Annotated in this window: 14 protein-coding genes; 10 read left to right on the top strand and 4 right to left on the bottom strand. The window is 43.3% G+C overall.

The window, feature by feature from the left end; all coding sequences use genetic code 11:
- Position 1: 1 nt before the first annotated feature.
- Positions 2-7,051 carry an RHS repeat-associated core domain-containing protein gene (locus EYS00_RS11730; protein WP_130636756.1) on the bottom strand — a complete coding sequence of 2,350 codons (7,050 nt, stop codon included), beginning with the start codon at positions 7,049-7,051 and terminating at the stop codon, positions 2-4.
- A gap of 95 nt (positions 7,052-7,146) precedes the next feature.
- Here EYS00_RS11730 and EYS00_RS11725 point away from each other — a divergent pair, with 95 nt between their 5' ends.
- Entirely contained in the window at positions 7,147-7,413 is a 267-nt protein-coding gene (locus EYS00_RS11725) for a hypothetical protein (RefSeq protein WP_130636754.1), read from the top strand.
- A 26-nt stretch (positions 7,414-7,439) separates the two neighbouring features.
- Here EYS00_RS11725 and EYS00_RS11720 read toward each other — a convergent pair whose 3' ends face one another.
- A complete protein-coding gene (locus tag EYS00_RS11720; RefSeq protein WP_130636751.1) occupies positions 7,440-8,477 on the bottom strand; it encodes a hypothetical protein in 1,038 nt (345 codons plus the stop codon).
- Between the two features lie 265 nt (positions 8,478-8,742).
- On the opposite strand from EYS00_RS11720, the gene EYS00_RS20965 reads away from it, so the two are divergent.
- The 9 genes from EYS00_RS20965 (at position 8,743) to EYS00_RS11680 (ending at position 17,882) form a co-directional block, all read left to right on the top strand.
- Positions 8,743-8,910: a helix-turn-helix transcriptional regulator gene (locus EYS00_RS20965; RefSeq protein WP_242618751.1), complete on the top strand. Its 168-nt coding sequence runs from the start codon at positions 8,743-8,745 to the stop codon at positions 8,908-8,910.
- Complete coding sequence (locus tag EYS00_RS11715; protein WP_242618764.1) at positions 8,871-9,170, top strand: hypothetical protein; 300 nt, start codon at positions 8,871-8,873, stop codon at positions 9,168-9,170. The genes EYS00_RS20965 and EYS00_RS11715 overlap by 40 nt, the downstream gene beginning before the upstream one ends.
- On the top strand, positions 9,170-9,448 hold the full coding sequence (locus EYS00_RS11710; protein WP_130636749.1) for a hypothetical protein: 279 nt from the start codon (positions 9,170-9,172) through the stop codon (positions 9,446-9,448). Before EYS00_RS11715 ends, EYS00_RS11710 begins: the two co-directional genes overlap by 1 nt.
- Entirely contained in the window at positions 9,449-10,108 is a 660-nt protein-coding gene (locus EYS00_RS11705) for a serine hydrolase (protein ID WP_130636746.1), read from the top strand. It begins immediately after the preceding gene.
- 75 nt (positions 10,109-10,183) lie between these two features.
- Positions 10,184-10,474, top strand: a complete 291-nt coding sequence (locus tag EYS00_RS11700) for a hypothetical protein (protein WP_130636743.1) — start codon at positions 10,184-10,186, stop codon at positions 10,472-10,474.
- Between the two features lie 160 nt (positions 10,475-10,634).
- Positions 10,635-12,983 carry a hypothetical protein gene (locus EYS00_RS11695; RefSeq protein ID WP_130636741.1) on the top strand — a complete coding sequence of 783 codons (2,349 nt, stop codon included), beginning with the start codon at positions 10,635-10,637 and terminating at the stop codon, positions 12,981-12,983.
- A 261-nt stretch (positions 12,984-13,244) separates the two neighbouring features.
- A complete protein-coding gene (locus tag EYS00_RS11690) occupies positions 13,245-14,330 on the top strand; it encodes a polysaccharide lyase family 7 protein (protein WP_130636738.1) in 1,086 nt (361 codons plus the stop codon).
- 316 nt (positions 14,331-14,646) lie between these two features.
- Complete coding sequence (locus tag EYS00_RS11685) at positions 14,647-16,176, top strand: methyl-accepting chemotaxis protein (protein WP_165399370.1); 1,530 nt, start codon at positions 14,647-14,649, stop codon at positions 16,174-16,176.
- A gap of 245 nt (positions 16,177-16,421) precedes the next feature.
- Positions 16,422-17,882, top strand: coding sequence for a polysaccharide lyase family 7 protein (locus EYS00_RS11680; protein WP_130636733.1), 1,461 nt, complete (start codon positions 16,422-16,424; stop codon positions 17,880-17,882).
- Between the two features lie 428 nt (positions 17,883-18,310).
- On the opposite strand, the gene EYS00_RS11675 is transcribed toward EYS00_RS11680, so the two are convergent.
- Together EYS00_RS11675 and EYS00_RS11670 are read right to left on the bottom strand one after the other, a co-directional pair.
- Positions 18,311-21,964 (bottom strand): VCBS domain-containing protein, encoded by a 3,654-nt coding sequence (locus tag EYS00_RS11675; protein WP_130636731.1) that lies wholly within the window; start codon positions 21,962-21,964, stop codon positions 18,311-18,313.
- 189 nt (positions 21,965-22,153) lie between these two features.
- On the bottom strand, positions 22,154-25,174 hold the full coding sequence (locus tag EYS00_RS11670) for a TonB-dependent receptor (protein ID WP_130636729.1): 3,021 nt from the start codon (positions 25,172-25,174) through the stop codon (positions 22,154-22,156).
- Between the last annotated feature and the right edge of the window lie 297 nt (positions 25,175-25,471).

Below are 25,471 nucleotides of genomic sequence, written 5' to 3'. Positions count from 1 at the left end.
GTTATTTTATTAACCCTTCAACCGATCTATAAAGCTCAGGTTTCCCGAGGTCTTCATAGGCCCTTTGCAGACCTCCGCGAATTTGTTGTGGAGTATACGTCTGATTTCTAGGCAGGTACCTATTGATTACCTTGTGATAGGCATCAGGATTTAATGCTCCCGTATGCTTAAATTTTGGTATTAGTATCGCAGGATGATCTAACATTTGCTTCTGCGTATAACCAAGCTGCTTTCCTAAATACTGTGGCAATATATGATGAGCCTCAAACCCTTTTACCAAACCTGCAAGCTCTCTATAGGTGGGTGAGGTTACATTACTTCCGTGATGTCTCATAAGCGCAAGGCCTGCAACTGCGGCAGAAGTAGCCATATCTACGCTACCACCAAACATCGAAGCTCGTTCCATTGAGCTACTATTCATGCCTGCTATAAGCGCTTGATCCGTAAACGCTTCAAAGTCAGACATTGCTAAATTTAGGAGGTCCCCCGGAACATTTTCTCTTAGGTCTTTGGGGGAAACAACGGAGCCTTGCCCATCAAGAATTGACTGTTGAACATTTCTCCAGTTGACTCTATATCCTCCGTAATTGGTATAGCCGTCTTCATGAGTCACTTGGCTTTTACTAGGCTTCCCTACGTTAGCCGTACCATTTCCGTTACTCGAATCAAACGTGAAAGTACTAATTGTATTCCCTGCGCCATTCGAAACGGTGACCTTGTCTAGCTTGTATACTTCTCCACTGGTAGTTGTGCCGTATACATTGCCGTCATCCATTTTCTCAATTTTTGAGAATTTGGTGTTAGATAAATCTGCTTGCTGCGTATCCGTGGCGGTTTGGGGGATCTCAGTAGGAGTTTCGGCGGTGTATCCACTAGGATCAACCCCCGCCATCGGGTTATTCATAATATACGAATACGGGTTCATGCTCTGACTATTCGTAGGCGCTTGAATAACAGGGTCAACCGACATAAACCGACCAAGGTTATAGTCATACACCCGCCCGTTCATATGAATCAGTTTTTGTTCAACTAACTGCTCATGTCCCGTGTAGCCCCGGTTGAAATTGTCCCATGAAGCTAATGACGTGAGTAATCCGCCAGTACCCGCATCGATAGGTCTACCGAATATGCCATGAGCACGATGTCTAATAATACTCGGGTTAGTCTGGTCGCCTCGTAGAAGCGTGGTGGCGCTTCCCAGTCGGTCAACCAATGAATGTAAAACAGATGCAGGGTAATCTGGTGAGCCCGATACCGTGGTGTAAAGCGTGGTGTGATCACCCACATAAGTTTTATCAACAATGTGGTTGCCAGGCTGAATTTCACGCTCAAACCCTTTGCCTATGTAGTAGGTAGTGGTGGTTTGCCCGCTGGCCGTTTTGGTTTGTTTAAAGCGCATACCATCTTCGCCGTAGGCGAATGTAGCCGTAACGCTGTGTTTGACGATTTTGGTGGGTTTATTGTCAACGTTGTAGATAGCTTGCGTTAACCCATCACCTTTGGTCATGTTTCCGTTATTGTCGTACTCGAAGTATACAGTACCTCCACTTGCTCGGGTGATTCGTCTGACCGCATTAGGGCCAGCATTTCCACCACCCGATTTGGACGAGTTATAACCATAGAAGGTAGCATAGTCACTCTTGTTGGTTAGGTTCCCCACTGCATCATAATCGTAGTTGTAGTTACCCAGTACCGTTGAACCACGAGTGTATCTGGCCCCTTGAACACGCATTAAGTTGTCGTATACATATTGCTCTTCAAGACCAGTTTGTTCGTTACGTTGTTTAACCAAATTTCCCATTTGGTCGTAATCATAGGAGATGTGTTGATATTTAACCGTGCACGAAAAACTTGTGCCTGCGCAAATGCTTTCTACGGCACCACTGTCTTCTCGATAAAACGTTTGGTGAATATCTCCACCAATGATTTGTTGTTTGATATTACCGAAGGCGTCGAGTGAACTTATTTCTCTTAAGGTCTGTTCACCGCTGCTGGTTAATCTGTATTCCCTTTCAACAAAACCATAACGATTGTACTCATAGCCAATGACTTCACCGCTGGGGAATTCTTCACCTTTTAAGCTGCCTAGTGTGGCGTTGTAGGCATACTTTTGTACAAAATTGATGTTGTCGATGGTAGTTGTAATGTGGTCTACACGTAACTGTGCATCATAGTCATATGACTTAATTTGCCCAGTGCCAGAATTGGTCGAATCAAGAAGTCCGTATCCAGCAACATCATATGTCCACGAGCGGCCACTGACCGACTTAATTCGGCCTAGGTAATCATAAACAGGTACAGTTTGAACATTACGGGCATCGGTTTGTCGTTCTAACTCACCATACTGGTTATAAGTGAATGTCCATTGCCCCATATTGGGGTCATTGAAGCTGAGTTTTTCACCAATATCGTTGTATACAGCCGTTATGGTTTTGCCTTTGGCATCTTTGATGTAGTCAGGGTTGCCCGCTCCATCATAAGCAAAGTATGTTGAACCATTCTTCGCGTCTACCGTTTTTAACAATTGCCCCATTGAGTTGTATATACGAGACATGTTACCTACGGTAGCGGTTCTAGACCCTATGTTGCTAGCGGTAGAGCCTTGAGCCAATGACGTGCCATTAACGAGTATGTCTGTTTTAAGACCATCATAGGTATATGTAGACGTGTAACGCACAAAACCATCATCAACGTCTTTGTAGCTAGGGCGATTCCAAGCGTCATATTCACCGTAAGTTACCGATGTTCTTGTGCTGTAATCAGACGTTGGCGTCACTTGTTGATAAATATTGCCACGTTCGTCATAGATGGTTTGACTGGTCACCAGTGCTCCGCTAAAACCAGTACTTTGTGACTTCACTTCTCTGCCGAGCGAGTCTAGGTATGCAGTGACTATAGGGCTTCCGTCTTGCACGGTTTTAATTCGTGCAGCGTAACTACCTGATTGCCAAACTCGTTGTGTATATACTGGAGGAGCCAGTAGTACACCGTTTTTGGTTGTTGATGTACTTAAAACGTTACCTAAAAAGTCGGTATTCGTTGTGGTAGTAATTCCGTTGGCGTCTATTTGAATTTCGGGAATACCCGTTAAATCATTGTAGAAGTATGTGGTAGCGTCTACGTTTAGGCCCCACTGTCTATTGCTAACAGATTCTATAAAGTAACCGTCGCTTCTGTACGTATTGTGTAACCAGCGACTACCTTGAGTAACGCGTTCAGGAATACCATAACTATTGAAATACGAATATTTTGTTGATTGCTCAACGTTACCGCTACTATTTTTAATCCCGGTTTCCGTTACTGCAAAGTTGCTCGAATTGTACTTAGTATAGTGAGTTACCGTTTTGGTGCTTCTTGCGCCCGTGGGTAAACCAGAGAGGCTGTAAGTGGCTTGTTGTTTGACAGTTTTGTCGCTTAGCATGCTCACATAGCCACTGTTGTAGTATTCAAAGTCTGTTGTTACCGTTTTTGTGGTGTAGTCGTCCGTAGCGGTAACAACTACTTCTTCGGGCTGACAGAATGGGTAGCTTGCATCTGAAGGTAATCGCTTTTTAGTAGAAGTGGTAGTTCGTGACATTTCACTACCATCTTGTTGGTAACTAATTTGTGTACTTACTGGCGAATAGAAGCAGTAAGGCGTGCCACTGCTATACGTATGGTCATCTGAAGAGAGTGTGTTTGAAGTTTCAGATAGTAGGTAGCCGTGAGTAATGTCTTTGGTTTGTGTAGAAGCAACCATACCTGACCACGGGAATTCATAGTTGAAATTTATGGTTGTTTGAACGTCTAGGGTCGCATAAGCGCCTTTGGTTATAGCTTGTGATGTTGTGGTCACTATTTTTTCAAACCCTTGAAATCCGCGACCTGCTAAGTGGAATATTGGTGCACCATACTCATAAAATGTTGTGTTAAACGAACCTACGCCGTTGTCGGTACTATATTCATCTACCACACGCATAGTATTAGTAAAGCGCACATATGGGTGCCCTAAATCAAGCACAAAGCTATCATTTGCTACTGTGGCATCGGCGAGTTGAGCGTAGCTAATTTTAGCTTCTGTCCCCATGCCGGTAGATACTTCCGAAATAGCAAAGTTGTCAGTGCTATCTCTTTGTGAAATAACGTATCCACGAGGGTAGTTACCAAAAAACGGATTCCCATAGCGCCATCTTCTGTGAGTGGCGTCAGACTCAAATCCAATACCACTAACAAAATCATCTCGACCATCTCCATTAACATCAACTACGGACATGGTGGCCAGTGCACCCGTAATACCTGAACCTAATTCGTGTTGAACGAAAGATGTGCCATTTTCCTGTGTGATCCATACGTCCCATTCAAAAACGTCATAAATATGAAAACGAGGAAACTCTGCGCCATCAATAGCATCACAAGCTTGATTTGAATCTTGGTCCCAACATAAATATCGGTTAGCTGTTTTCTGCGTTGGTATCAGTAAATCTTGTCGCCCATCGCCATTAAAGTCGAATACTTTAATAAAGCTGGTATAAACCTGACCCTCAACTGCATTCTCATCAACAATACCCCCGTGGATACTGGATACATGTGCTAATTCTTGTTTACCAGTAGATACTGGAGACTCGAACTTTCCGTTGCCTTTATTTATGACTACTGAGTAAGTATATGTTGCGTCGAAGGAGTTTTTTAAATGCAGCGTTAGTATGTCTGGAAGGCCATCACCATTAAAATCAACCCAGCGACCGGGTTTATTGCGAAGCGCTTCATTGTAGTTAACGTTCAATGTGTGGTTTTTGTGAGTAAAGCTCACTCGACCAGTACTTCTGTTGTAGCTTGTCTGGTACCAATATGGTGCTTTACCAAAAGATGATGCCGCTAAATCAAGAAGACCATCACCGTTTACGTCAAGCGGTGTTAATGCCCAGCGAAGGTCCAATTGAAACTCACCCGCGTAGTTGAACCCTGTGCTATTGCCTTTATTTCTATAGGCCTTATAGGTAATTGTGCTGTCGTAGACATTTGCGGAAACTGCTTTTGTCGCTACTAGTAAGTCTTTCCAGCCGTCACCGTCAAAATCTAGAATGAAGTTGTTGCAGAATGGGGTGGTGCGAACATTCACATAGCTCAAACTACAGGCGGCACTGATATTGGTATTAACAGTTCCTTTGATAACACCTTTGTTCATCAGAGCAATTCTGATTTTACTGCTCGAATCTTTATAAATTAAATCACTGTTTCCATCACCATCATAGTCCATTACCCCTTGCACAGAGGTATATCTATAACCATCTGACTGCTGCGCAAATGGCGTATCTTCGTCACTATCACCATAATTGGTAGAAAAGCCCGGTAGGCTACTGTAATTTAGCGTTCCGCCAGATGAGAGGTAAATACGCTCAGCACCGTGTAAGTCCTGTACTCCGTCGTTATCAAAATCTCCCTCACGATAGACTGTCTGTCCAACATTGAATTGGTCGGTAACACTGGCCAGTGGGTGATTGCTGGTGGCTGAGTAATCATAATCCATTTCATACCAGTCAAAGTCCGTTGCAACACATTCGGTACTGCTAGAACCCTCACAGTATTTTAACTCTTCCAACAGTTTTACGTCATGGATGTCGTCATTGACCGCCGTTGTGTGACCTAGTCGCCAATTTGCCACGGTGACATTATTAATTTTGACGTCAATACGTTGAAGAAGTTTGTTTGAAGCAGACTTTCCGCCGTATGAATAACTATAAGATGTAGGAATACTGGTATATACAAAGGAAACAACACGGTTACCTCTCTGGCCGTTGAGCCCAGTGTAATAAATATTTTTAAGGTAACTGTTCCCAGTTGTTAATGTGTATTCATATTCTACCTGATTGCCGAATGTGTCCTCTAGAATATGCAACATCCAGCTTTCTGATACGCCGTGACCGCTGCGTTTTTTTCTAGAATTTGCATCTGAACCGTATTCGGCTGAATTGCCATTGGTGTAGTGAACAACAAAGGAGACACTGTCGGAGTTCAAGTGACCGCCAACTTGTTCAACCGTAAACGACGGATTTCGTTCTGTTTGATACTTTGTACCCGAATAACCATAGGTACCACTCGTTGCAAGCAAACGCTCGCCATTGATACATAACTTGTCGTATAGGTTGTATTGAACCGAGACTGCACTTGATTCTAGGTCATAGATATCTGCACAACGATGAATCGCGCCACTTCCTGCGAGACTCCACCCAAATCCAGCAACACCTGCACCATTCTGACTTGAGTAGTTAAGCGATACTGAAGGGCTCATTCCTTTTCGACCAGGCGGTAGTGTAATTGGTACTGAATATTTGAATGCTCCACCATCAACGCTACTCGTTGCTTGAATTTCTCCTACTAGGTCACTGTTAAGGTTTGCTCCATTGAGCGAGGTGACGACTTGATCAGGAATGCTGTCTATGCCTGCGCCAGTGTTTGAACTAGTAACTGAAGATGATGCAGTGTTACTGTACGCCCCCCAACCAGCACTATTTCTTGCGCGTACTCTGAACGTGTATGTACCGTTTGATGACGCGTTATAGGTGTAACTTCTTGACGAGCCGCTATACGCTGTAGAGTAAGAGCCGTTATCTTTTTTCACATCGAGTTGATATTGAGTAACTTGTGAACCCGAGCTTTGTGACCAGCTAACAGGTATGGACCAATCAGAAGAAGATGGTACTGATGGAGTACTCATTTTGGGCGGAACAGATACAGAATTGACAACGATGGAATAGGTATCCATTGAGACATTTCTGATAACTGGCTCGCCTCCTATCCACGATGTAGTTAAACCTCTTAGTTCATAGGTGTATGTTCCACTAGATAGCCCAGACAGAGTTTTAGTTCTAGCCGAGCCACTGTAAATAGTGGTAGTTGTGCCTGAAACTGTTTGGTACAGATAATACCCGCCAGCATCAGTTAACTCTGCATTCCAGCTGAGTGTGAAGTTACCAGTTGAGTTTGGTGAGGCAGGTAAATTTACAAAGTAGGCCGCTTGCGATGTTTGACTGAATAGGCAAATAATAGCTAGCAAAAATACGCGATACATCATACGTCACTCCATTGACAGTTCTTATTTTGGTCATTAAATTATAGAGCTGCTCCCTACAAGTCAACTATGTTTAAAGAAAAACAAGGAATGTTATCATGCACTTACGTCAACTTTTTGCTCCACTATTGGTTTGTTCAATCTCTGCTTCGCCTTTGTCAGTAACGGCTCAAGAGGATCCAGTCTATGAAGCTTTTGAGTCTTTTAAGTCGTGTATTAAAGTTATTCAAGAAAGTGGAGAGCAAGAAGTTACGTCATCAAATTATTCCGAGTTTTGTACAACGGAACTCGACAACCTTAAGAAAGTTTCGTCTGCAAGTTATCCTGCGATCCAAAATATTATCGTTCAGTGGCTTTCCCAGTAAAAAGTGTTTCTTAGCACTAGTTGTTTCTAATCACACACTCTAAACAAAAAAGCCTGATTGTTTTGACGTATTTCGTTACCCCAGTACGCTAGCTCACTGGTAGTGCATCTTGCTTGAAACTCTGGGCTTGAAGCATTAGAGCTAGCTAGTGAAACCAAAACGCCCTGTTCAACCGCGTTAGCGAACTGGGTCAATATGCACTCGTCGATGATTTCTAATGGGCCGTTGGCTCCTTTGAGTGCTCCCAAAGAGTACCCAGCAACGCGAGAGGCATCTGAAAGAGTCAAATCCACTATGGGTATGTGTTGGCTGTCAAAGCCAATAATATCAACGCTGTACGCGAAAAAGTCTTTTCTATCGCTTTGTCGTTCTGACTGGCCAAATGTGACAATAAAGAGCTTGTTTCTGTGGTGGCCCTCCGTCACGATAGTGCTGTTCAAACCGTTAAAGTCAATACTCCATTGGTGGCCAACTTTTGCAAAATTCAACTGGCTGTAATCGTCTATGTTTTCGAGCTTAGCACCAATTTCAATAGCCGCTCTGCTTTGAATAGTATCTAGAGTATTGGGATTAACTAGTGTGCTCAGTGCACTGCTTGATGGGCATTCAGTTGCTGGTTGAGACTCGCCGATAGCACTTACCTGCTGGAACTCATCTGATGCACTGTTAACAAGCGCATCAAAACGAGTAGAAGCGTTGGATATAGCTGCGTTCGCATCAACGATAAATTGCATGAGTGTTTTAAATGACGCTTCGCTTTCACGGGACAGTGGAACTCTTTTAACGTGAACTGCGTACGGGGGAGCACTGTCTCTAAACACCTCATATTTGTATGACTGCCCAGAATTAGCATCAACAAAGGTGACGGTCTTTTGGGGTGAGTAGCATTCAGTCTCACCATTGAGTGCTAGTGAACACGTTAAACGTGGAGCTAGGGACTTTGCATATGATATGGCAGCCTCTTCTGCGCTGCATTTTTCACATACTCTCGCCGTTTGTGATAAGGCGCCCGTACAAAACAAAAGCGACGTGAAAGCAATCGTCCTGATTATTTTACTATCCATGTAGTTTCCAAATGTGTTTTGTTGAAAAGACAATATTGAAAAGCAATTTTCCCTCTCTAATCGCCTACTCAAATTGCGTTGCTTTTACTCTATTAGAGAATAAAAGCTAGCAACTAGATGACGGTAGTAGAAGTTAAATTCCATACATATTTTGCTTCTGGCATGCACTTTACGTGGGATTGTCGGGTGTATGTCGTGGCGTTCTTGCTATTCAATGGCATAGTAGACAAACGCAGTAGTTGTTTAGTTGTCGCTAGGTTGGTAGATGGAATTAGATAAAGAAAAACTCGTTGTTTTACGGAAGGAACGAGGTTGGTCTCAGAGTAGGTTAGCCACGATATCTGGATTGAGTGAACGTACCATTCAGCGGATTGAAAAAGAGGAAGTTGTTCTTTGGAGTCTGCTTTGGCGCTGGCATCAGTGTTCGAATTGAGTCCCAAAGATTTAGAAATAAGCCAGCATGTTGCTAATAACGCTAGTCAGTCCGAATCAATAGCACCTAATTGGTCTGGTTTGTTGGGAATGTGTGTATTAGCGATATGCGCCTATTTAATCATTGACCTTACTGCGAAATACCCCAGTTGGGAGCGTATTTCAGCAGTCATGGTATTTGGGTTGCTTATGGTATTTTCACTTGTCTCATATGGGGCTAGAAATACATTGCTTTTTTCAAAGCGACCTACTGGATCCTAGTGCCGCCAGTCAATTTGTCTGCGCCAAACACTAAAATACGACAGTGTCAGTCACTACTCGAATACGCCTACATTATTGGTATCGCGAGTTCACTCGTATGTGGACTCACTATTGTGGTTCATTCAAATGTTCAAGCTGAGTACACGGTAAATTATGTAACCTATGCCATTAGGCCTCTCGTCTACGCCATTCTATTCGCTGAATTATGGTTGCGACCACTCAAGCACAGACTCGAATTTCTGCTTCAGGCGTCGCTTACCAATAAGGAGGAAAACTAAATGAGAATGTCCGCAATTTTGGTATTCACTTTTAGTGTCGTCGTGTTGTTTAGCAGTAGCGCCCTAGCAACGGATATCGGTCAGAGTTGGCATGGTGCTATTCGCCAAACTACAAAGGACTACGCAACGAAACAAGGATTTAATGGCTCTATTGCTGTAATGGTAAATCGCGGCCCTGTTGCAAATTTCAGTGGGGGGAGCACACAAGATAGTCAGCCAATTACGCCGACACACAGGTTCAGTAGTGGTTCGGTAGGTAAGGAGTTCACAACAGTTGCCATTTTGAAGTTGGTGGAGGAGCAAAAACTGTCTCTTGACGACAGTATTCTCAAATATCTCGATTGGCTCCCTCAATGGGCAGAGGACATAAATGTTGAGCATGTTCTCAACCATACGTCTGGACTACCAAAAATACGGTGGTACGAGAATATTCAAACTGAAGAAGTTATTGATCAAATGACTCAGATACCGGAATTAGCCTTTGCTCCTGGTAGTGGTTACCTGTACGGCAATATTAATGTTGTAGTAAGAGCACTTATCGTGGAGCGGGTTACCGGAAAAACATTTACCAAGTACCTCGAAGAAACATTTTTTAAGCCCTTGGGAATGACAAACACAGTTCAACTCACACAGGTCAACACAAGAGAGGGGATTGTATAAGGTGATTATCCCACAGCGATTAATGGCGTAACGCTATACACAACACCTCAAGATCTTTTGCGATGGGAAACGGCATTGTTGGATGGCACATTACTCAATGGAACTAGGTTAATTAAGTTGGTTAAACAGCATCCCTTATCGGGCAAGCAACACCATATGGAATATGACTTTGGACGATATACAGTGATTGCAGGTGCCGTAACTGCAATTCATCACGACGGCAGTAACCCTTCGCACCATGTTTTGAAGTACTCTGATATTGAGACCGGAATTAGCATGGTGCTTATGTCTAACGATGGTAACAAGCAAACCCTGTATTTGTTGAAAGATGCCATTTTAGACGTTATTCATACCTACGCTCACTAGTACATTCATGACTTTGAGAGTCTAAATAGCAATTATCTTCACATTTTATCTAAGGTTTAAACTTATAGTCGAAGTTAGAAAACACTTTGAGGATTTGCTTATGTAAATGATATGGTCAGATAAAACAAAGCAATACTTAAAGCTTCAAAAGGATATTGAGTTGAAAAAAATACTATCCCTTTGTTTTGTCGCAGCAACCCTTTTTGCATGCACGTCCAATGACAAAGCCAAGAAAGAAACTGACCTAGTTGAGCCAAGGTACAATACGTTTGTAAAAGAAAGCAGCGCGCGATTTATGACTACGCCAGATGAATTCGAAGACTATCTTTATTTGGCTGTTTCGAGCGAGAAATCTCAAGATGAAATCATAAAGGCGTTAAGGGATATTTCAAAAATCCCAGACTCTGAAATTACCTCCCTTATCGATTTTATACTTCAGAAATCGGAAATCGATGCATTGCCATATTCAGATGAAGAGGGTTGGCAACAACAAACTGACGCCTTACTCCAATCATCGCTTGATTTATTTTCCAATAGAAGCGCTTCGCAATATTTTACTAAGACTGTAATAGACACTTGGTTAGACACAGCGGGTTGTTTGGTTCCAGACCAGTTAGATAGATTGTCGAAAAGGGGTGACGGTTTTAGATTGATTATAGAAGACGGTGGCTTAAGTCGATGCCCGGAGGCTGTTTCTTGGATTTACACTAACTTTGATAATACTGCGGCTATCGATTTGTTCGTAATTAACGAAACTCAATTGGGCGACACTCATAAATTATTGCTTTCTAAGCGACTATTTGAAAGCGATTTAGTTACCACTGATGAGAATACACGACTTTATCTAACGGGCTTGTATCTAGATTCACTGTATAAACTTGGGTACGTGCCTGAGTATGAAAGCGTTCTTCAATCACTGCCTGACTCAATACGCAATAAGTTAATTAGGGGTGTGAAGTTTAATGAGGCGATTGAACTGAGTGGATATTCCTATCCACTTGATGGAGCATATTTTCATTTCTACTATGAAACTCTTGCCGAGTTTTTAACTAAAGGGAATAAAGACGGAGCAGAAGCATTCAAAAACTCGCACTTCGTTGAAAGCCTACATACGAGCGAATTACTCAATACACTGATAGAGAATTATTCGAGCAATGTGGATTTGTACGACTACTTCATAGGTTCTTCCACCTCCTCTTTTTACGATGAAAATGAAGGTGCATACTGGAAATTGAAGGGCGAAGCACCGGGTTTTCGAATGTTGGGAGCAAAAATAGCGATCGGCAATGGATACACTCACATTGGAAACAGCTTGGCTAATTCTATTAGCTTGAACTCCGCTGTGGCTGGTACTTATCAATCAGTGTGGAATGACGTATTGAGCGAGCATATGAGCTATGAAAATTACCGTGAATTTGTAACGAGACTAGATGATAAGCGAGAGGTTTGGTTAAGGCACACGAAAGAGTTAGTGGGCTTTGAAGAAGGGCAAAGTAATGATGCAAACCCAGTCAGCCTTTTTACGCACAATAGGAACGTATATTTTAAAGAGCATTTGATGTCTGCGGGTGACGATTCACCAAATACTCACCTGCAAAGCACGGCTAATCTATCGCTACCAATCCAAGATTGGTCTGCCGTAAGAGTTGACCAACAAGGTGAAGAAGCTTTTGTAATATATCAAAATCATGATGTTGATCCTGTTGGCGAAGTATCAGGTGGAGGGTATTGGCTTATTCACTCCACTGACAACGGCGTTTCGTGGAGTAACCCTCTCTATTTAGGTATTCAAGCCAATCAACCTTACGAAGTTGTTAGAGATTCCAAACTGAGTATGAAAGAGGGGGAATTTGTTCGCATTGAGGTCAAAAACGCTGCTATCGATCCTACCAGTATTTCGTTTCCGCCTGTTGGTTTGAGAATTAATACCGATGAGCGTTCTCTTTATCTGGAATACAAATTAAGTGACATATACAAAGATTCTGACAATGACGGCTTAACTGACATTTTAGAGGAAAAATTGGGGTTAAATGCGCTTGCTGAGGACACTGATGAAGACGGATTGATTGACAGCAAAGACCCTTTGCCCTTTGTCAAATATTCAGCAGAACCCAACGATTATTCATTTGTACTAGAAACCGTTCTTGACAATATTGTCGGATTTGAAGAACAGGCAATTATCGTAAATTCTCGTTCTGACCAAATGGTTCCCTTACCAGAAGACCGAGCTGAAATAGATAAAATGTACACTTTGTTTCTAATGGGTAACAGAAACAACTATACAAACCTTCAGTTACCGGTAAGAACCATCGTTCTCTCTTCCCAAGAAATTTCTAGAGTTCGCGATAAATGGGGAGTCTTTTACCCCATTAACATTGAGCTTTTTGTCAACAAAAGTTCGAACAAGGCTTATGTGAAGTGGTCTGCAGGTTGGGCTGGTGGGACAATAATTTTTGAGAAGTCTAACAACAGTTGGACAGTCATAGATGGATCCAATTGGATAACCTAACCGCTTTTTGAAATTTGAGTCTAGTTATTAAATACAAGTAATTTTTATGTGAATAAGTACTCTCAATTCACCTAAAGGCCATACGTGAACATCTCAAAAGAAGCAGTGTAACTCGCGAATTATTACCCAATTGTCAGGCAATTGATTTTATATTGGTAATAGTGTTATTGTTGATTGGTATGTCAAAAGTTGCAGGGGTTTTAACATTTTTACACCCCCTTATCTTTTTGGTTGACCACTACCACGTAATAAGAGTTGAATATGCTGAACAATAAACGTGTAAGACTTATCTTTTCTACTTTTGCTGTTGCGGGGTTAGTCACCGCTTGCGGCTCAACGCCCAATACTACCTCTACGAATCCAGTGCCAGCCGATAGATTCGACTTAAGCCATTGGAAAATTACCTTACCCATGGACGCTAACGGCGATGGAAAAATCGACGAAATAGATGTGCAAGAAATCCAAACCTATTCTCATCCTGATTATTTCTATCTGGACGACAATGGCGGTATGGTATTTACTGCGCCCAACAAAGCGATAACCACGTCGAACTCATCGAATACGCGTTCTGAATTACGTCAGCAATTACGCGGTGGTAACTTCAGAATTGGTACCAAGCACCCGAAAAATAACTTCGTACTGGCGGCTCACACAGCGTCGAGTATTTTCGGTTCAATTGGTGGCAAAATGGAAGCCAGCCTTAAGGTAGACCACGTAGCCGTTAGAGCGGGAAATCCAGATAAAAATCCTGCCTACTCCGTGGTTATCGGGCAAATCCACGCAGGAAAAGACACCACTCTACTCGGCAATACTCGCGACTTGTTTGGTTGGGGTAACGAGCCGATTAAAATCTATTATAAAAAATGGCCAGATCACGACACAGGATCAGTGTTTTGGACCTACGAGCGTAACTTAGCCAAAGATGACCCAAACCGCACAGATATTGCTTATCCAGTGTGGGGATATACGTGGGAAAACCCTGCAGACCCGGGGGCTAATGGCATCGAACTGGGCGAAGAGTTCAGCTATGTTATTAATGTGCATGAGAACATTATGCACCTTGAGTTTACTGCTGAAGGCAAAGAAACCGTTACCTATTCCATTGATCTGACAAATAACGTAGATGCATACGGTAATGTGGATCCTCTTGATAACAAGTTTGGCTACACACTTGACTGGCATTACTTTAAAGCCGGCGCTTACAACCAGTGCAGTACCAAAAATGCACCAGGAAGTTGGTACACAGCATGTCCAGGCATAGGTGATTGGGCGGTAGATAAAGCCAATGGCGATTATACCCAAGTGACCTTCTCTAATTTGGTGCTAAGTCCAAGCACGGCACCCTAAGACGTAAAAATGCGAGCTAACCAGAGGTTAAGTATGGCCTTTGGTTTACTCGTAGTTGCCTTTCAATGAATATAATTAAAGCGTTGTTTTATAGAGTTTTTATTTCGCTACGCAGTTGATTACCAGTAGTAAATATGAGTTTCTTCGAGCGTAAGTGTATTTATGGAGTATCTATATGTTGCGTTCGTTAAAATTTCAGATATACCTCTTAGTTTTTATCCCTCTCTGTATAGTTGCCTCTCTTGGATTTTATAATCAAATCAGTAGTTCAAATGCGATAAACGCGAGTATCAATGAGATCAGCCATGACACCATCATGAAGATCGAAAAAAAGCGTTTAGTGACCGTTCTTGAATCTGCTAGGGAAATGATAGACCCCTACATTAACATGCCCGGCTATGAAGGTTTTTATGAAGCAATGGAGCTTCTCAACAGGTATCAATTTGATAACGGTAATGGTTATATATTTACTCATAAAACCGATGGCGAGCGCATGCAGCATGGTGCTGGTGGTAAACCCGGCGAAAACGGCTGGAATGAGACAGATGTGAAAGGCAATTATGTGGTTCAAAATCTGATTAGAGCAGGTATGGACGGCACCGGTTTCAGCACTTATTACAAAAACAAGCCAGGACAAGCAGAACCCTCACCAAAATACGCTTATTCGATTTATATCCCAAAGTGGGATGTAGTTATTTGTACCGGGTTCTATATAGACAGTGTGGATGAACTAAAAGGTGAAATAAATAACGCTGTTAGTCACGAGATTTCAAGCTCACTGACAAGCTCTATTTCCCTGTTGGTGATAATTATTCTGTCGGTGTCTATTTTTATACTATTTGCTGTGACCCGAATGTATGAGCCATTGCGTAATTTGCGTCACTCAATGGAAGGACTGGCTGAGGGTGAAGGCGATCTCACTGCTACCATTCCCGCGAGTAAACTTGATGTGTTAGATAACATATCAAAAGCCGTGAATCGCTTTTTGAATACCATGGCAAACGACATCAATCATTTGAAAAATACGAGTGTCACGCTCAACCAAATAGCAGAAATTTCAACGGCACGACAGGTTGACCTAGAGCAGCGCAGTATGAGTCAGAAAGATGAAGCTACACAGGTGGCTACAGCGATTGAACAGATGGCTGCAACTTCTGCTGAGATTGCCCAGAATGCGAATCAAACACGCCAATCTGCTGATACTGTAAAAGAAGAGATGCACGATGTTTTGCACCATGTACAACTCTCCTGTGAGCAGTTAGATAACCTAGATGATGTGATGTCGAATGTCAGGGAATCTATCAGTGAATTGGGCGACAATGTTTCCTCTATTCATTCCGTACTAGGTGTGATTCAGGAGATTTCTGAACAAACTAATCTGTTGGCGCTAAATGCAGCCATTGAGGCTGCTCGGGCAGGTGAGCAGGGGCGCGGGTTTGCCGTAGTCGCTGACGAAGTCAGAACGCTAGCACAACGCAGTCAGTCGAGCACTATTGAGATAAAAGAGATTCTGAACAAACTGCAAGAGAGTTCAGAGAAAACCATGCTGGATATTGCGGATTCTGATAAGCAACACAAATTAGTTAATAGCGCCATGGATAATATTCGCAATATTGTCAAAAACAACGACCAATCAATTCAGCAGCTTTTACACATGAATATTCAGGTTGCTACAGCGGCCGACGAACAATCGAGTGTTGTTTCCACTATCGCGCAGCGCATTACCGAGATTGCTACCACCGCCGACGAAATAGGCGACAACTCCACTGAAGTGCGTTTAAAGCTAGAGAGTCTAGGTGAGCAGTCCGTAAATATAAGTGCAATAACCGCCAAATTCTCAGTGTAACTCTCCTTTGAAGAAGGGGTTAGCTGACTAACCCTCTCTTCAAGCCCGCCTTATAATTATCAAAACTTACAACTCTTAATATTGGCTAACCTTATTGTCTGTCAATACTTTGTATTGGTAATTAAAATTTAGTTAATTGGTCTGCATAAAGTTGATGATAATGATAATTAGTTTTACAATTCAACAACCTTTTGGTTAACCATTTTTGTGCTTAGCCCAACAGCAGCTCTCTAGGAAAGTTCAATATGAAAAAATCAAACTATGGTCAACCGTTTAAGTTAGCTTCAACTTCTGCATTGACCATGCTTTTAATGGGTGTAATTTCATGTGGCGGTGGAGGCTCATCCTCACCATCGTTACCCGACCCTGTGATACCAGTAACACCTGAACCAGATCCAGAACCGGAAGCCTGTACAAACACCACGTATCCATTTGTATCAGCGACGGACGACGGTAATCACGACACATCAATGGCACCTGGAAACGCTATTGATAGCGATACAACACCCGCATCTAGATGGTCTTCTGATGGAACAAGCCAAAGTCTTGAACTTGATTTAGGCGAGGAGCGCACGTTAGGCGCACTCACCATAAAATGGTATGACGGGGCGTCAAGAGTCGCTTCTTTCTATGTTGAAACCTCGCTAGACAATCAAACTTGGTCAAACGTGGGTGATAACTTGGAGTCTAGTGGTCGTCATAGCGGCTTTGAGTTAGTAAGCCTGCAAGAGTCTCAAGCGCGTTATGTCCGAATTGTAGGGTTAGGGAATAGCGAAAATACCAATAACGCTATTGTTGAGGTACAGGCACACAGCTGTGCGGACGCGACTGGCGAATTCGCTGATGTGTTCCCTAATGAATTGGGGATCGATTTGGCTGATTGGTACCTCAGTGTTCCTACCGACGAAGACAATAACGGTCGTTCAGATTCAATTTGGGAAAATGAATTGGCTGCGGGCTATACCAATTCTGAGTTTTTCTATGCTTCAGCTGACAATGGCATTGTAATGCGTTCGCCGAGTTATGGTTTTAAAACGTCGGAGAATACCAACTACGTGCGGGTTGAGCTTCGAGAAATGCTGCGTCGTGGAAATACTTCCATCCGAACCCAAGGGGTTAATGAGAACAATTGGGTATTCGGCAGTGCCTCAGCACAAGGTCAAGCGGATGCCGGTGGTGTAGACGGTGATCTGCATGTGACGTTGGCTGTGAACAATGTCACCACCACCGGAGAGAACTATCAGATTGGACGTTTGATTATTGGCCAGATACACGCCAATGATGATGAACCTATTCGCTTGTACTATCGCAAACTTCCTGGTAATTCACTAGGCTCCATCTATTTTGCCCATGAAAGTAGAGTTGAAGATTCAACGGGTGACAATATAGAAACTTATGTTGAAATGATTGGTTCAAGAAGTAGTAGTGCATCTAACCCGGCAGATGGTATCGCCTTAGATGAGAAATTTAGCTACCACATTAATGTGACCGTGAATTTACTTACGGTAACTATTTCTCGTGAAGGTAAAGAGGACGTGGTGGCGAACTATGATATGAGCGATAGCTTGTATGGTGAAGATGGGCAGTATATGTATTTCAAAGTAGGGGTATATCACCTTAACAATTCGAGTGATCCAGATGAGTTCGCGCAAGCGACCTTCTATGAAATTCGCAATAGCCATACAGGTTACAACGAAAGCGAATAGCACTATTCGACTATCTGAACGCATTAAATAAGCCCTAGATGAAAATCTGGGGCTTTTTTTGTTGGGCGTGTGAGTCAGTATCTTCTGACTTAACGTATTCTCTATAGGCGAGCCCCTTCTTACATCCTCACTGCAGTGGCTTTTACAGTACAACTCTTATTTGGACTCGAGTGAAAATAGTTAGTACAGCTATAAAGTCATAGCTAGATTGGTCTTTTAACATGCACATAAATTATGGAATGCGCTAGTTGAACGTTAAAGAGGATGGAGCAAAGTGAGGCGCAAGCTATTCAGCCTTAACGGATAGTATCAGTTGCGTTAGATGCAATAAGTGATTAATCGCAAGTGAAAAAGGCCCCTCTTAAAAAGAGGGGCCTTTTGTTAGCAGAAGGCGGATACCCGCCTCATGTACTATCAGAGTATTGAGTTTACTCTTCTACGCCTACTACTGCTTCAGAGGTTGAAGAGTTGTAAGGTGATGCTGCATTGTCGGTATCTAGTGAGTCACCTTCAAGATACGCTTCAAAGTCATCCATAAATACCTGAGTAGAACCGTCGGTGTCTGAATAGATGGTAAAGTTATCCACCGATACAACACCTGTGTCAGGTCGTGTTCCGCTGTTATCACCGAAGCGGACTGACACGTGCGTTACACCGCCAAACGAGTTGTTGTCTGGCGTAAATCCGTCAGTCGTAAATCTTACACCATCAACTTCAACCGTAACTAGAGGATTAACTTCTAGGTTGCCCTCAGGGTATGCCCAGGTCACTACAACGTTCATGAACTGGTCGAGTACTACTGTAGCTGCAGACGTATCCAAATCGCTAGGGCTGCGAACACCGAAACTGTTGTCTCTGATTCGCAAGTCTAGGATTGCGCCATCGTTATTGGTGGCAGAGTTGAACAGTGTGATATACGCATCACCATCACCTAGGTCATCATCAAGACGCTTAATTGCTACTTCAAATCGACCTTGAGCTAACGGACCATCATCACCAAGTGCATATCTCAATTCACCAGTGTCTGAAGCGTCTGTATCACGGATTTCGGCAATTTTGTTACCCGGCGTACCAGGGCCACCGTCCTCGCCAATTGTCTCTACAATTGCTTCTGAAGTGCTTGAGTTGTATGGAGATGCCGCATTGTCAGTATCAAGTGAATCACCTTCAATGTACGACTCAAAATCATCTGAGAAGACTTCTGTTGAACCATCAGTATCTGAGTAAATCACAAGGTCATCAACAGTAAAAGTACCTGTATCTGGTCTAGTTCCGCTGTTGTCACCAAAACGGAATGAAACGTGAGTCACACCACCGAATGAATTGTTGTCAGGAGTAAATCCTTCGGCTGTAAATCTTACGCCATCAATCTCAACAGTAACTAGTGGATTAACTTCTAGGTTACCCTCTGGATATTCCCAAGTGATAGCTACATCCATGAACTCACCAAGAATCACTGTTGCCGCAGAGGTATCAACATCGCTTGGGCTACGTACGCCGAAACTGTTGTCTCTGATGCGAAGGTCTAGAATTGCACCGTCATTGTTGGTCGCCGAGTTGAACAAGGTAATATATGCATCGCCATCACCTAGATCGTCGTCTAGTCGCATGACTTTAGCTGAAACTTTACCCGCTGCTAGTGGACCATCATCACCCAGTGCGTAGCGTAATTCACCAGTGTCGCTGTCTAATGTATCTCTGATGACTGCAACCTTGTTAGCGCCACCTGTGTCACCGCCTACACCTGAAATTGTAATAACAACATCTGCGGTTGTACCGTCAACAGATGAGATAGTGATGGTGTCAGTTAAACGCTCGCCAGACACTAATGCTGCAATTTCAGGGTTAGCTGTATCTAGAGTATAAGTCCAAGCACCGTCTTCCATAATGGTGAACATACCGTAAGTGCTCACTGTAGAACCTGGAACGATGAATGCTTCGCCATCATCTGGGTCAAGAATGCTTACCATGCCAGTAGCTGGCTCTGTTGCGTCACTTGTAATTGCACCCGTAAGGTCAAAGAACACTGCTGGAGTTGGGTCTGCTTCACCGTCACCAATATCAAATACAACGACTTCAGAGTAAATCGCTAAGCCGTAAACACTGGTATCGCCATCAAGGGTTTCACCAATATCGTAACTTTCAAAATTGTCTTCAAATACTGCAACTGTGCCGTCGGTATCTGAATATACTGCGATGTTGTCGACATAGTATGAACCGAAAGGAATGGTTCTGTCGTTGTCACCAAATCTAAACTGAATAGTTTGTACACCATCTGCAAACCATTGGTCTAAATCAGTAAAGTCTGAGTCCACTACCGCAGCAGTTGAGAAAGAACCGCCACCGATAACTTCACCATCGATGCTTACCGTAAGTTGCTCTGCATCATCCATGTTCCACGTAATTTCTACGTCATAGAACTGCTCTTCTACAAATGGTGCTGTAACGATTGAACCTGGGTAGGCGTCGCTATCAGTGTTTCGAACAAAGAAGCGAGGCTCAATAGGAAGGCCTGCACTATCAGTTTGATTACCTTGGATTCGTAGGTCGATAAGAGATTCAGAAGAGCTACCAGAGCTACCATAAAGCGTGATGTAAGCGTCTTTAACGTTACCGTCACTGCCTAATGCTACGTCTTTAGAGAAGGAAGCTGTTAGCTTACCTTGACGAAGATTGTCTACACTGAATCTAATTTCACCCGTGTCGTTACCTGTATCTGAGATTTGCGCAACTTGCGTCAGTGCTGCAATGCGGATAGAAATCTCCGCTGTAGTACCATCTACAGATTCGATAGTTACGTTGTCGCGTACTGAGTTACCTACTTCAAGGTTTGCAACTGTCTCGTTAGCCACGTCAACAGTGTACGACCAATCACCACTCTCGGTGATGCTGAAAGTACCGAAATCAAGCGCTACATCGGTTTGTGCAACAATTGCGTCTTCTAAGAAGTTGGGGTCTGTTACCGTAACGCTTCCTGTAAGAGGATCTGTAGCTGTGTTTTGGATAGTGCCTTCCAGAGTTCCTTCGATAATTGCTGCTACTGGCGTGTTGTTGTAACCAATAGCGGCGCCAATGAGGTCAAGCAAAGATGAATCAACAAAGGCTGCCACTGCAGAGGTGGTCTGCAACGTCATTTGTGCTGACTCTAAAGCATCAAGGTTATCTTCTGAAAATGACCCATCCGCCAAATCGGTAGCAAGGTCAGCCATTAACGCTGCTATATCACTATCAGCATCGTTGGCATCTAGTGAAGATAATAGCGCTAGTACTGAGCCGTAAGTATCAGCATCTTCTGCATCATCACCACCCAATGCAGTCACGCCTACAGCAGTAGGAGTCACTTGGGTTGCATCAAAGCGAATACCAAAACGCAAGTGGTAGGCTGCCGCAACGTCAGAGAACGTATTTAGGTCTGAGCCTGCGCCTTGTACTGCAATTTCTGTTAGCGGAGACACAACATAGGTAGGTGCTGGGTTGTCAGCATCACCTTCAACAACAGCTAATACTGAACGTAACGTTGGAGCCGTAAGCGCGTTGCCGGTGGCTTCGTCGACATAAGTACCACCTGAGCAAGAAACTAAACCTGTACCTTCAAAATGAACATCAGTGAAGGTTACACTTCCTGTCGCATCAGAGGTTGCAGATGCTTGCGCAGGTGACACCGCTGCGCCGCTATCATCAACGGAATATATTTCACACGTAGCACCGCTGATTGGGCCTTTAACTACATTGGCCGTTACATTTAACGTTGGTAACACAACCGTAGTGGATGCGCCAAGACCTTCTGTAAACCCTGCTTCGTCAGTATAGTTAGCTGATACTGAGATAATCGAGCCTTCATCAGCTTCGGTGATGGTATACGTTGGACCAGTTACACCGGTAGACCAAGCGTATGTGAGGGTGTCAGCTACAATGCCATCAGCATCACTTGCCGTTGCTGTAAGTGTAACACCAGCAATAAATTCGCCTCCCGATATGGTGATGCTTCCTCGACTATTATTGTCTAGTTCAGCATCATCACTGCCCGAACAGCCGACTAAGGCGGTTGCAGCTATGACGGGTAAAAATAACTTTTTAACCATGCTTTCTACTCCTGAAAGTTCCAGTTCTCAAGTGTTGCACTGTCATAAAACGGCGGTGGTAAATACGCCAATTTCGCAAACTTGAGTGGTAACGCCAAAGTTGCGTATAGCGACTTCGTGCGTTACCAAAATGTTTAAATTCTTTGTTTTAGCTTTTGTTGAGTTTTGTGAACTCTTCGCTGTTGCTCATTAATATTTGAAGCTGATTCCGGCGAACAAACGAGGACCGTAGTCACTTACTTGGCCTGTGTTTCCTAATACATAGAAATCATCTGTACGAGGTTCACTAAACAAGTTAATTGCTTCCACTTTCACACGGATGTTTTTATTGATCTTGTATGAAGCACGAGCTTCCCAAACACCTACATCGTTAACAAAACGAAGTCTTGTTCCATTGCTCACGTATGGTTGGAAGTATTCGCTACGGTATTTGTAGATAAGCGCTGTGTCGAAATCACCCACTTGGTAATAAATCTGACCGCTGAACACGTGCTCAGAGAATCCAGGAACAGAGCCAGGAGGAATAATGCCTTGGGTAAGCTGCGTAGTAACGCCGTCTATATCAGTTTCGAAGGTATCTCCATAGTTACTGTCTTCGAACTCAAAGTCAGTATCTGCATAGTTATAGCCTAATTTAACACCAACACCGATGTCCCAACGGTATGCCACAGATACTTCGATACCTGTAAGGCTGCTCGAATCATCAGTGGTAACTGAATTGGTAATAGGAAGGGCTAGTTCTTCGCCATTTACCACAAAGGTTTCTAGCTCTGTTTGTTGCTGGAAGCCGCCATTAAACTGTTTATGATACAAACCGAAGGCAAAGATTGAGTCTTCATTGGGATACCACTCAAATGCAACATCGTAGTTCCACGACATGAGCGGTTGAAGATTCGGGTTACCAGAACCATTTACACCAACAAGCAAATCACTCACATTGGTTGGATCTGCGCCTATATCTTCGATGAAGTCACGGCTATAACCCATGTCAGATGGATCTGCGCGAGACATACCACGATAGATACCGGCTCTTAGTAAGATGTAATCATTGTAATCTACGACAAGGTTGAAACTAGGTAAAACTTCAGTGTAATCACCACCGCCAACTACGCGTTCAACAGTGTTAGGGTCTCTGACCAACTCAAGTACACCGTTTTCATCAGCAACAACTGAAATTGCTTGTCTAAAGCCAATAGAGGTCACTTCTGTATCAACTACACGTACACCAAAGTTACCGCGAATGAATTTGCCAAACATTTCAGTGTCGTAGTTTGCCATCAAGTAGGCTGCGGTTGTTTCCTCGGTAACGTCGATAGTTCCAGAGTTTTCATATTCAACTTCTGGGTAAGCGAAATCACCGCCTGCTGCCGCTGCCAATGCTTGAGAGAAACATACGTTGTCATAGGTGGCCCAAGAAGAGCCAGTACCGCTGCTAATTACGTTTCCTGCACTGTCAACATTGGTAATGATGTTGCCGTCAGACACTGTTGATAAAAAGTCTGATTCAGGGAAGTCAATTTGACATCCTTCAAGAACGTCGATAGCAGACGTTACAGCTTCGTCTAGGTTATAAGTAGTTCTTGAACCGTTACCGTTGGTACCGCCGAACTGAACATAGGAGAGTTCAGATTTTCTAACCCCGCCTTGAATACTGCTAAATGTTTCGCCACCCAACAGGTATTCAAAGTCTAGTCGTGCACCAATAACTTCGTTTTCACGTACGTTTTCGCGGTCAATACGAGTACGTAGACTATCGGTAAAGTTAGAGATATCCGTTACATCGAAATCAGAGACCGTTAGGTGTGGAATGTACTCTCCCATATCCCAAGAAAAGAACGGACGACCGCTGGTTCTGCCACGGTTTGTGATTTGCAGTTCTTCACGCTTGGTTTGTGAGTAGCTCACGTCAGCAGTAATTCTCAACTCATCAATAGGTGAGTACTCCACGTTTAAGCCATAGCCACGATAGTTCTCTTCACGTGAAAATTGCTCACCAGCAGATTCGAAGCGTTCTTCACCTTCCCAGTGAAGAATACCGCCAACAGAGTTAGTGATAAGGTTTTCCCCAGTGACCCCTGGAGTAACGCGCTTTTGTAAGAAGAGTAAATCGTGGCGAGCTTCTGACTGAATACGGTCAGAAATCTGAGCGTCAAAATTGATATCTAAGTTATCAGTAGGTTTGTATTGTAAACCAATGAATAGTGCATCACGCTCATCAGAAGTTTCATTCTGACGGAAGCTTCTGCTTGAGCCAGTCCAAGCGTAAGGTGTTCCAGCGTCTACCGCTTGCCCTGTAGCTGGGTCAATATCCGTTTGATAACCTTGGTTACCTGGATCTTCACAATCTCCCGCTGAATCTCGGAAGAAACCCGTGCTCGTGTTTGTAGGATCGTTCAAACAAGCCCACAATGAAGAACCAGTTGGGCTTGAACTACGATATTCTGCTTCTGGTTGACTAATGTCTTGACGTTGAATACCAACCGATAAACCTAGCTCTTGACCGCCTTCAAACTCAAATTGGTCAACATAACTGATGGTACCTCGATAACCAAGATCGCTTTGCAAAGAGTTATCAACATTAAACTCGTCTGGGTTAGCGTTTAGCTTCAACTCAGTTTGAAAGCGTTGTTTACCAAAATCTAGCGGCTTTAGCGTTTCTAGTGTAATAACACCTGCTACACCACCTTCAATCATGGAAGCATCTTGAGTTTTGTAAATACCTACTTTTTTCATTAACTCCGAAGGGAACTGAGAAAAGTTTACGGAGCGGTCACCACTACCATTGGTTGCTTCACGACCATTAATATGCGTAGCACTAAGGAATGGGCCTAAACCACGGATAGTGATTTCAGTAGCACCGCCATTTTCACGGTGTGATGATGCACCAGTAATGGATTCTAGAGCCTCACCAATAGATAGTGCAGGAAGGTCACCGATATCTTCAGAGGATAGGCCGTCTAGTACGGTAGTAGACTCGCGTTTGATAGATATTTGATCTTGAATGGTTCTACGAGTACCAACAACGTCAATAACCTCAACGTTGCTTTCTGCACTTGCTTCAGTGTCAGCTTCTTGTGCTGTCGCGGTAAATGCAATGGAGCTTGCTACCGAGGCAATCGCTGCTGCTTTTACCAATTTGGCTACTGGCGAAAGTCTGAAGAGTTCTTCCTGAGTGCTAAAATTCCTATGTTTCCCTGATATCACCGACATATCGAATTCTCCGTTGTTAATAATGCAGGCATGTAGTAGGTATGGCCTGTTATTTAATTGTTATTCAATTGTTGTCGCCAATATAAACAATCGCAACCAAATTAACAACCAATTATTCAACTTTATATTACCAATAATTTTTACCAATAAAGGGGGCTGTTAGGATGGATTTTATACAATATAGGAATTAATCGGCGATTTTGCGCTCAAAAGCTCATCGAACGACATGTGCAAGCAATATTGGTCATACAATTTGGCTCAGCTCGATGTGTATTGGTAGGAAGGATGAGAGTTATG

It is taken from the genome of Alteromonas sp. KUL49, assembly GCF_006538345.1.
Taxonomy (GTDB): Bacteria; Pseudomonadota; Gammaproteobacteria; order Enterobacterales; family Alteromonadaceae; genus Alteromonas.
The sequence above is the reverse complement of the archived record's forward strand: the minus strand, read 5'-3'. Positions and strand labels throughout refer to the sequence as shown.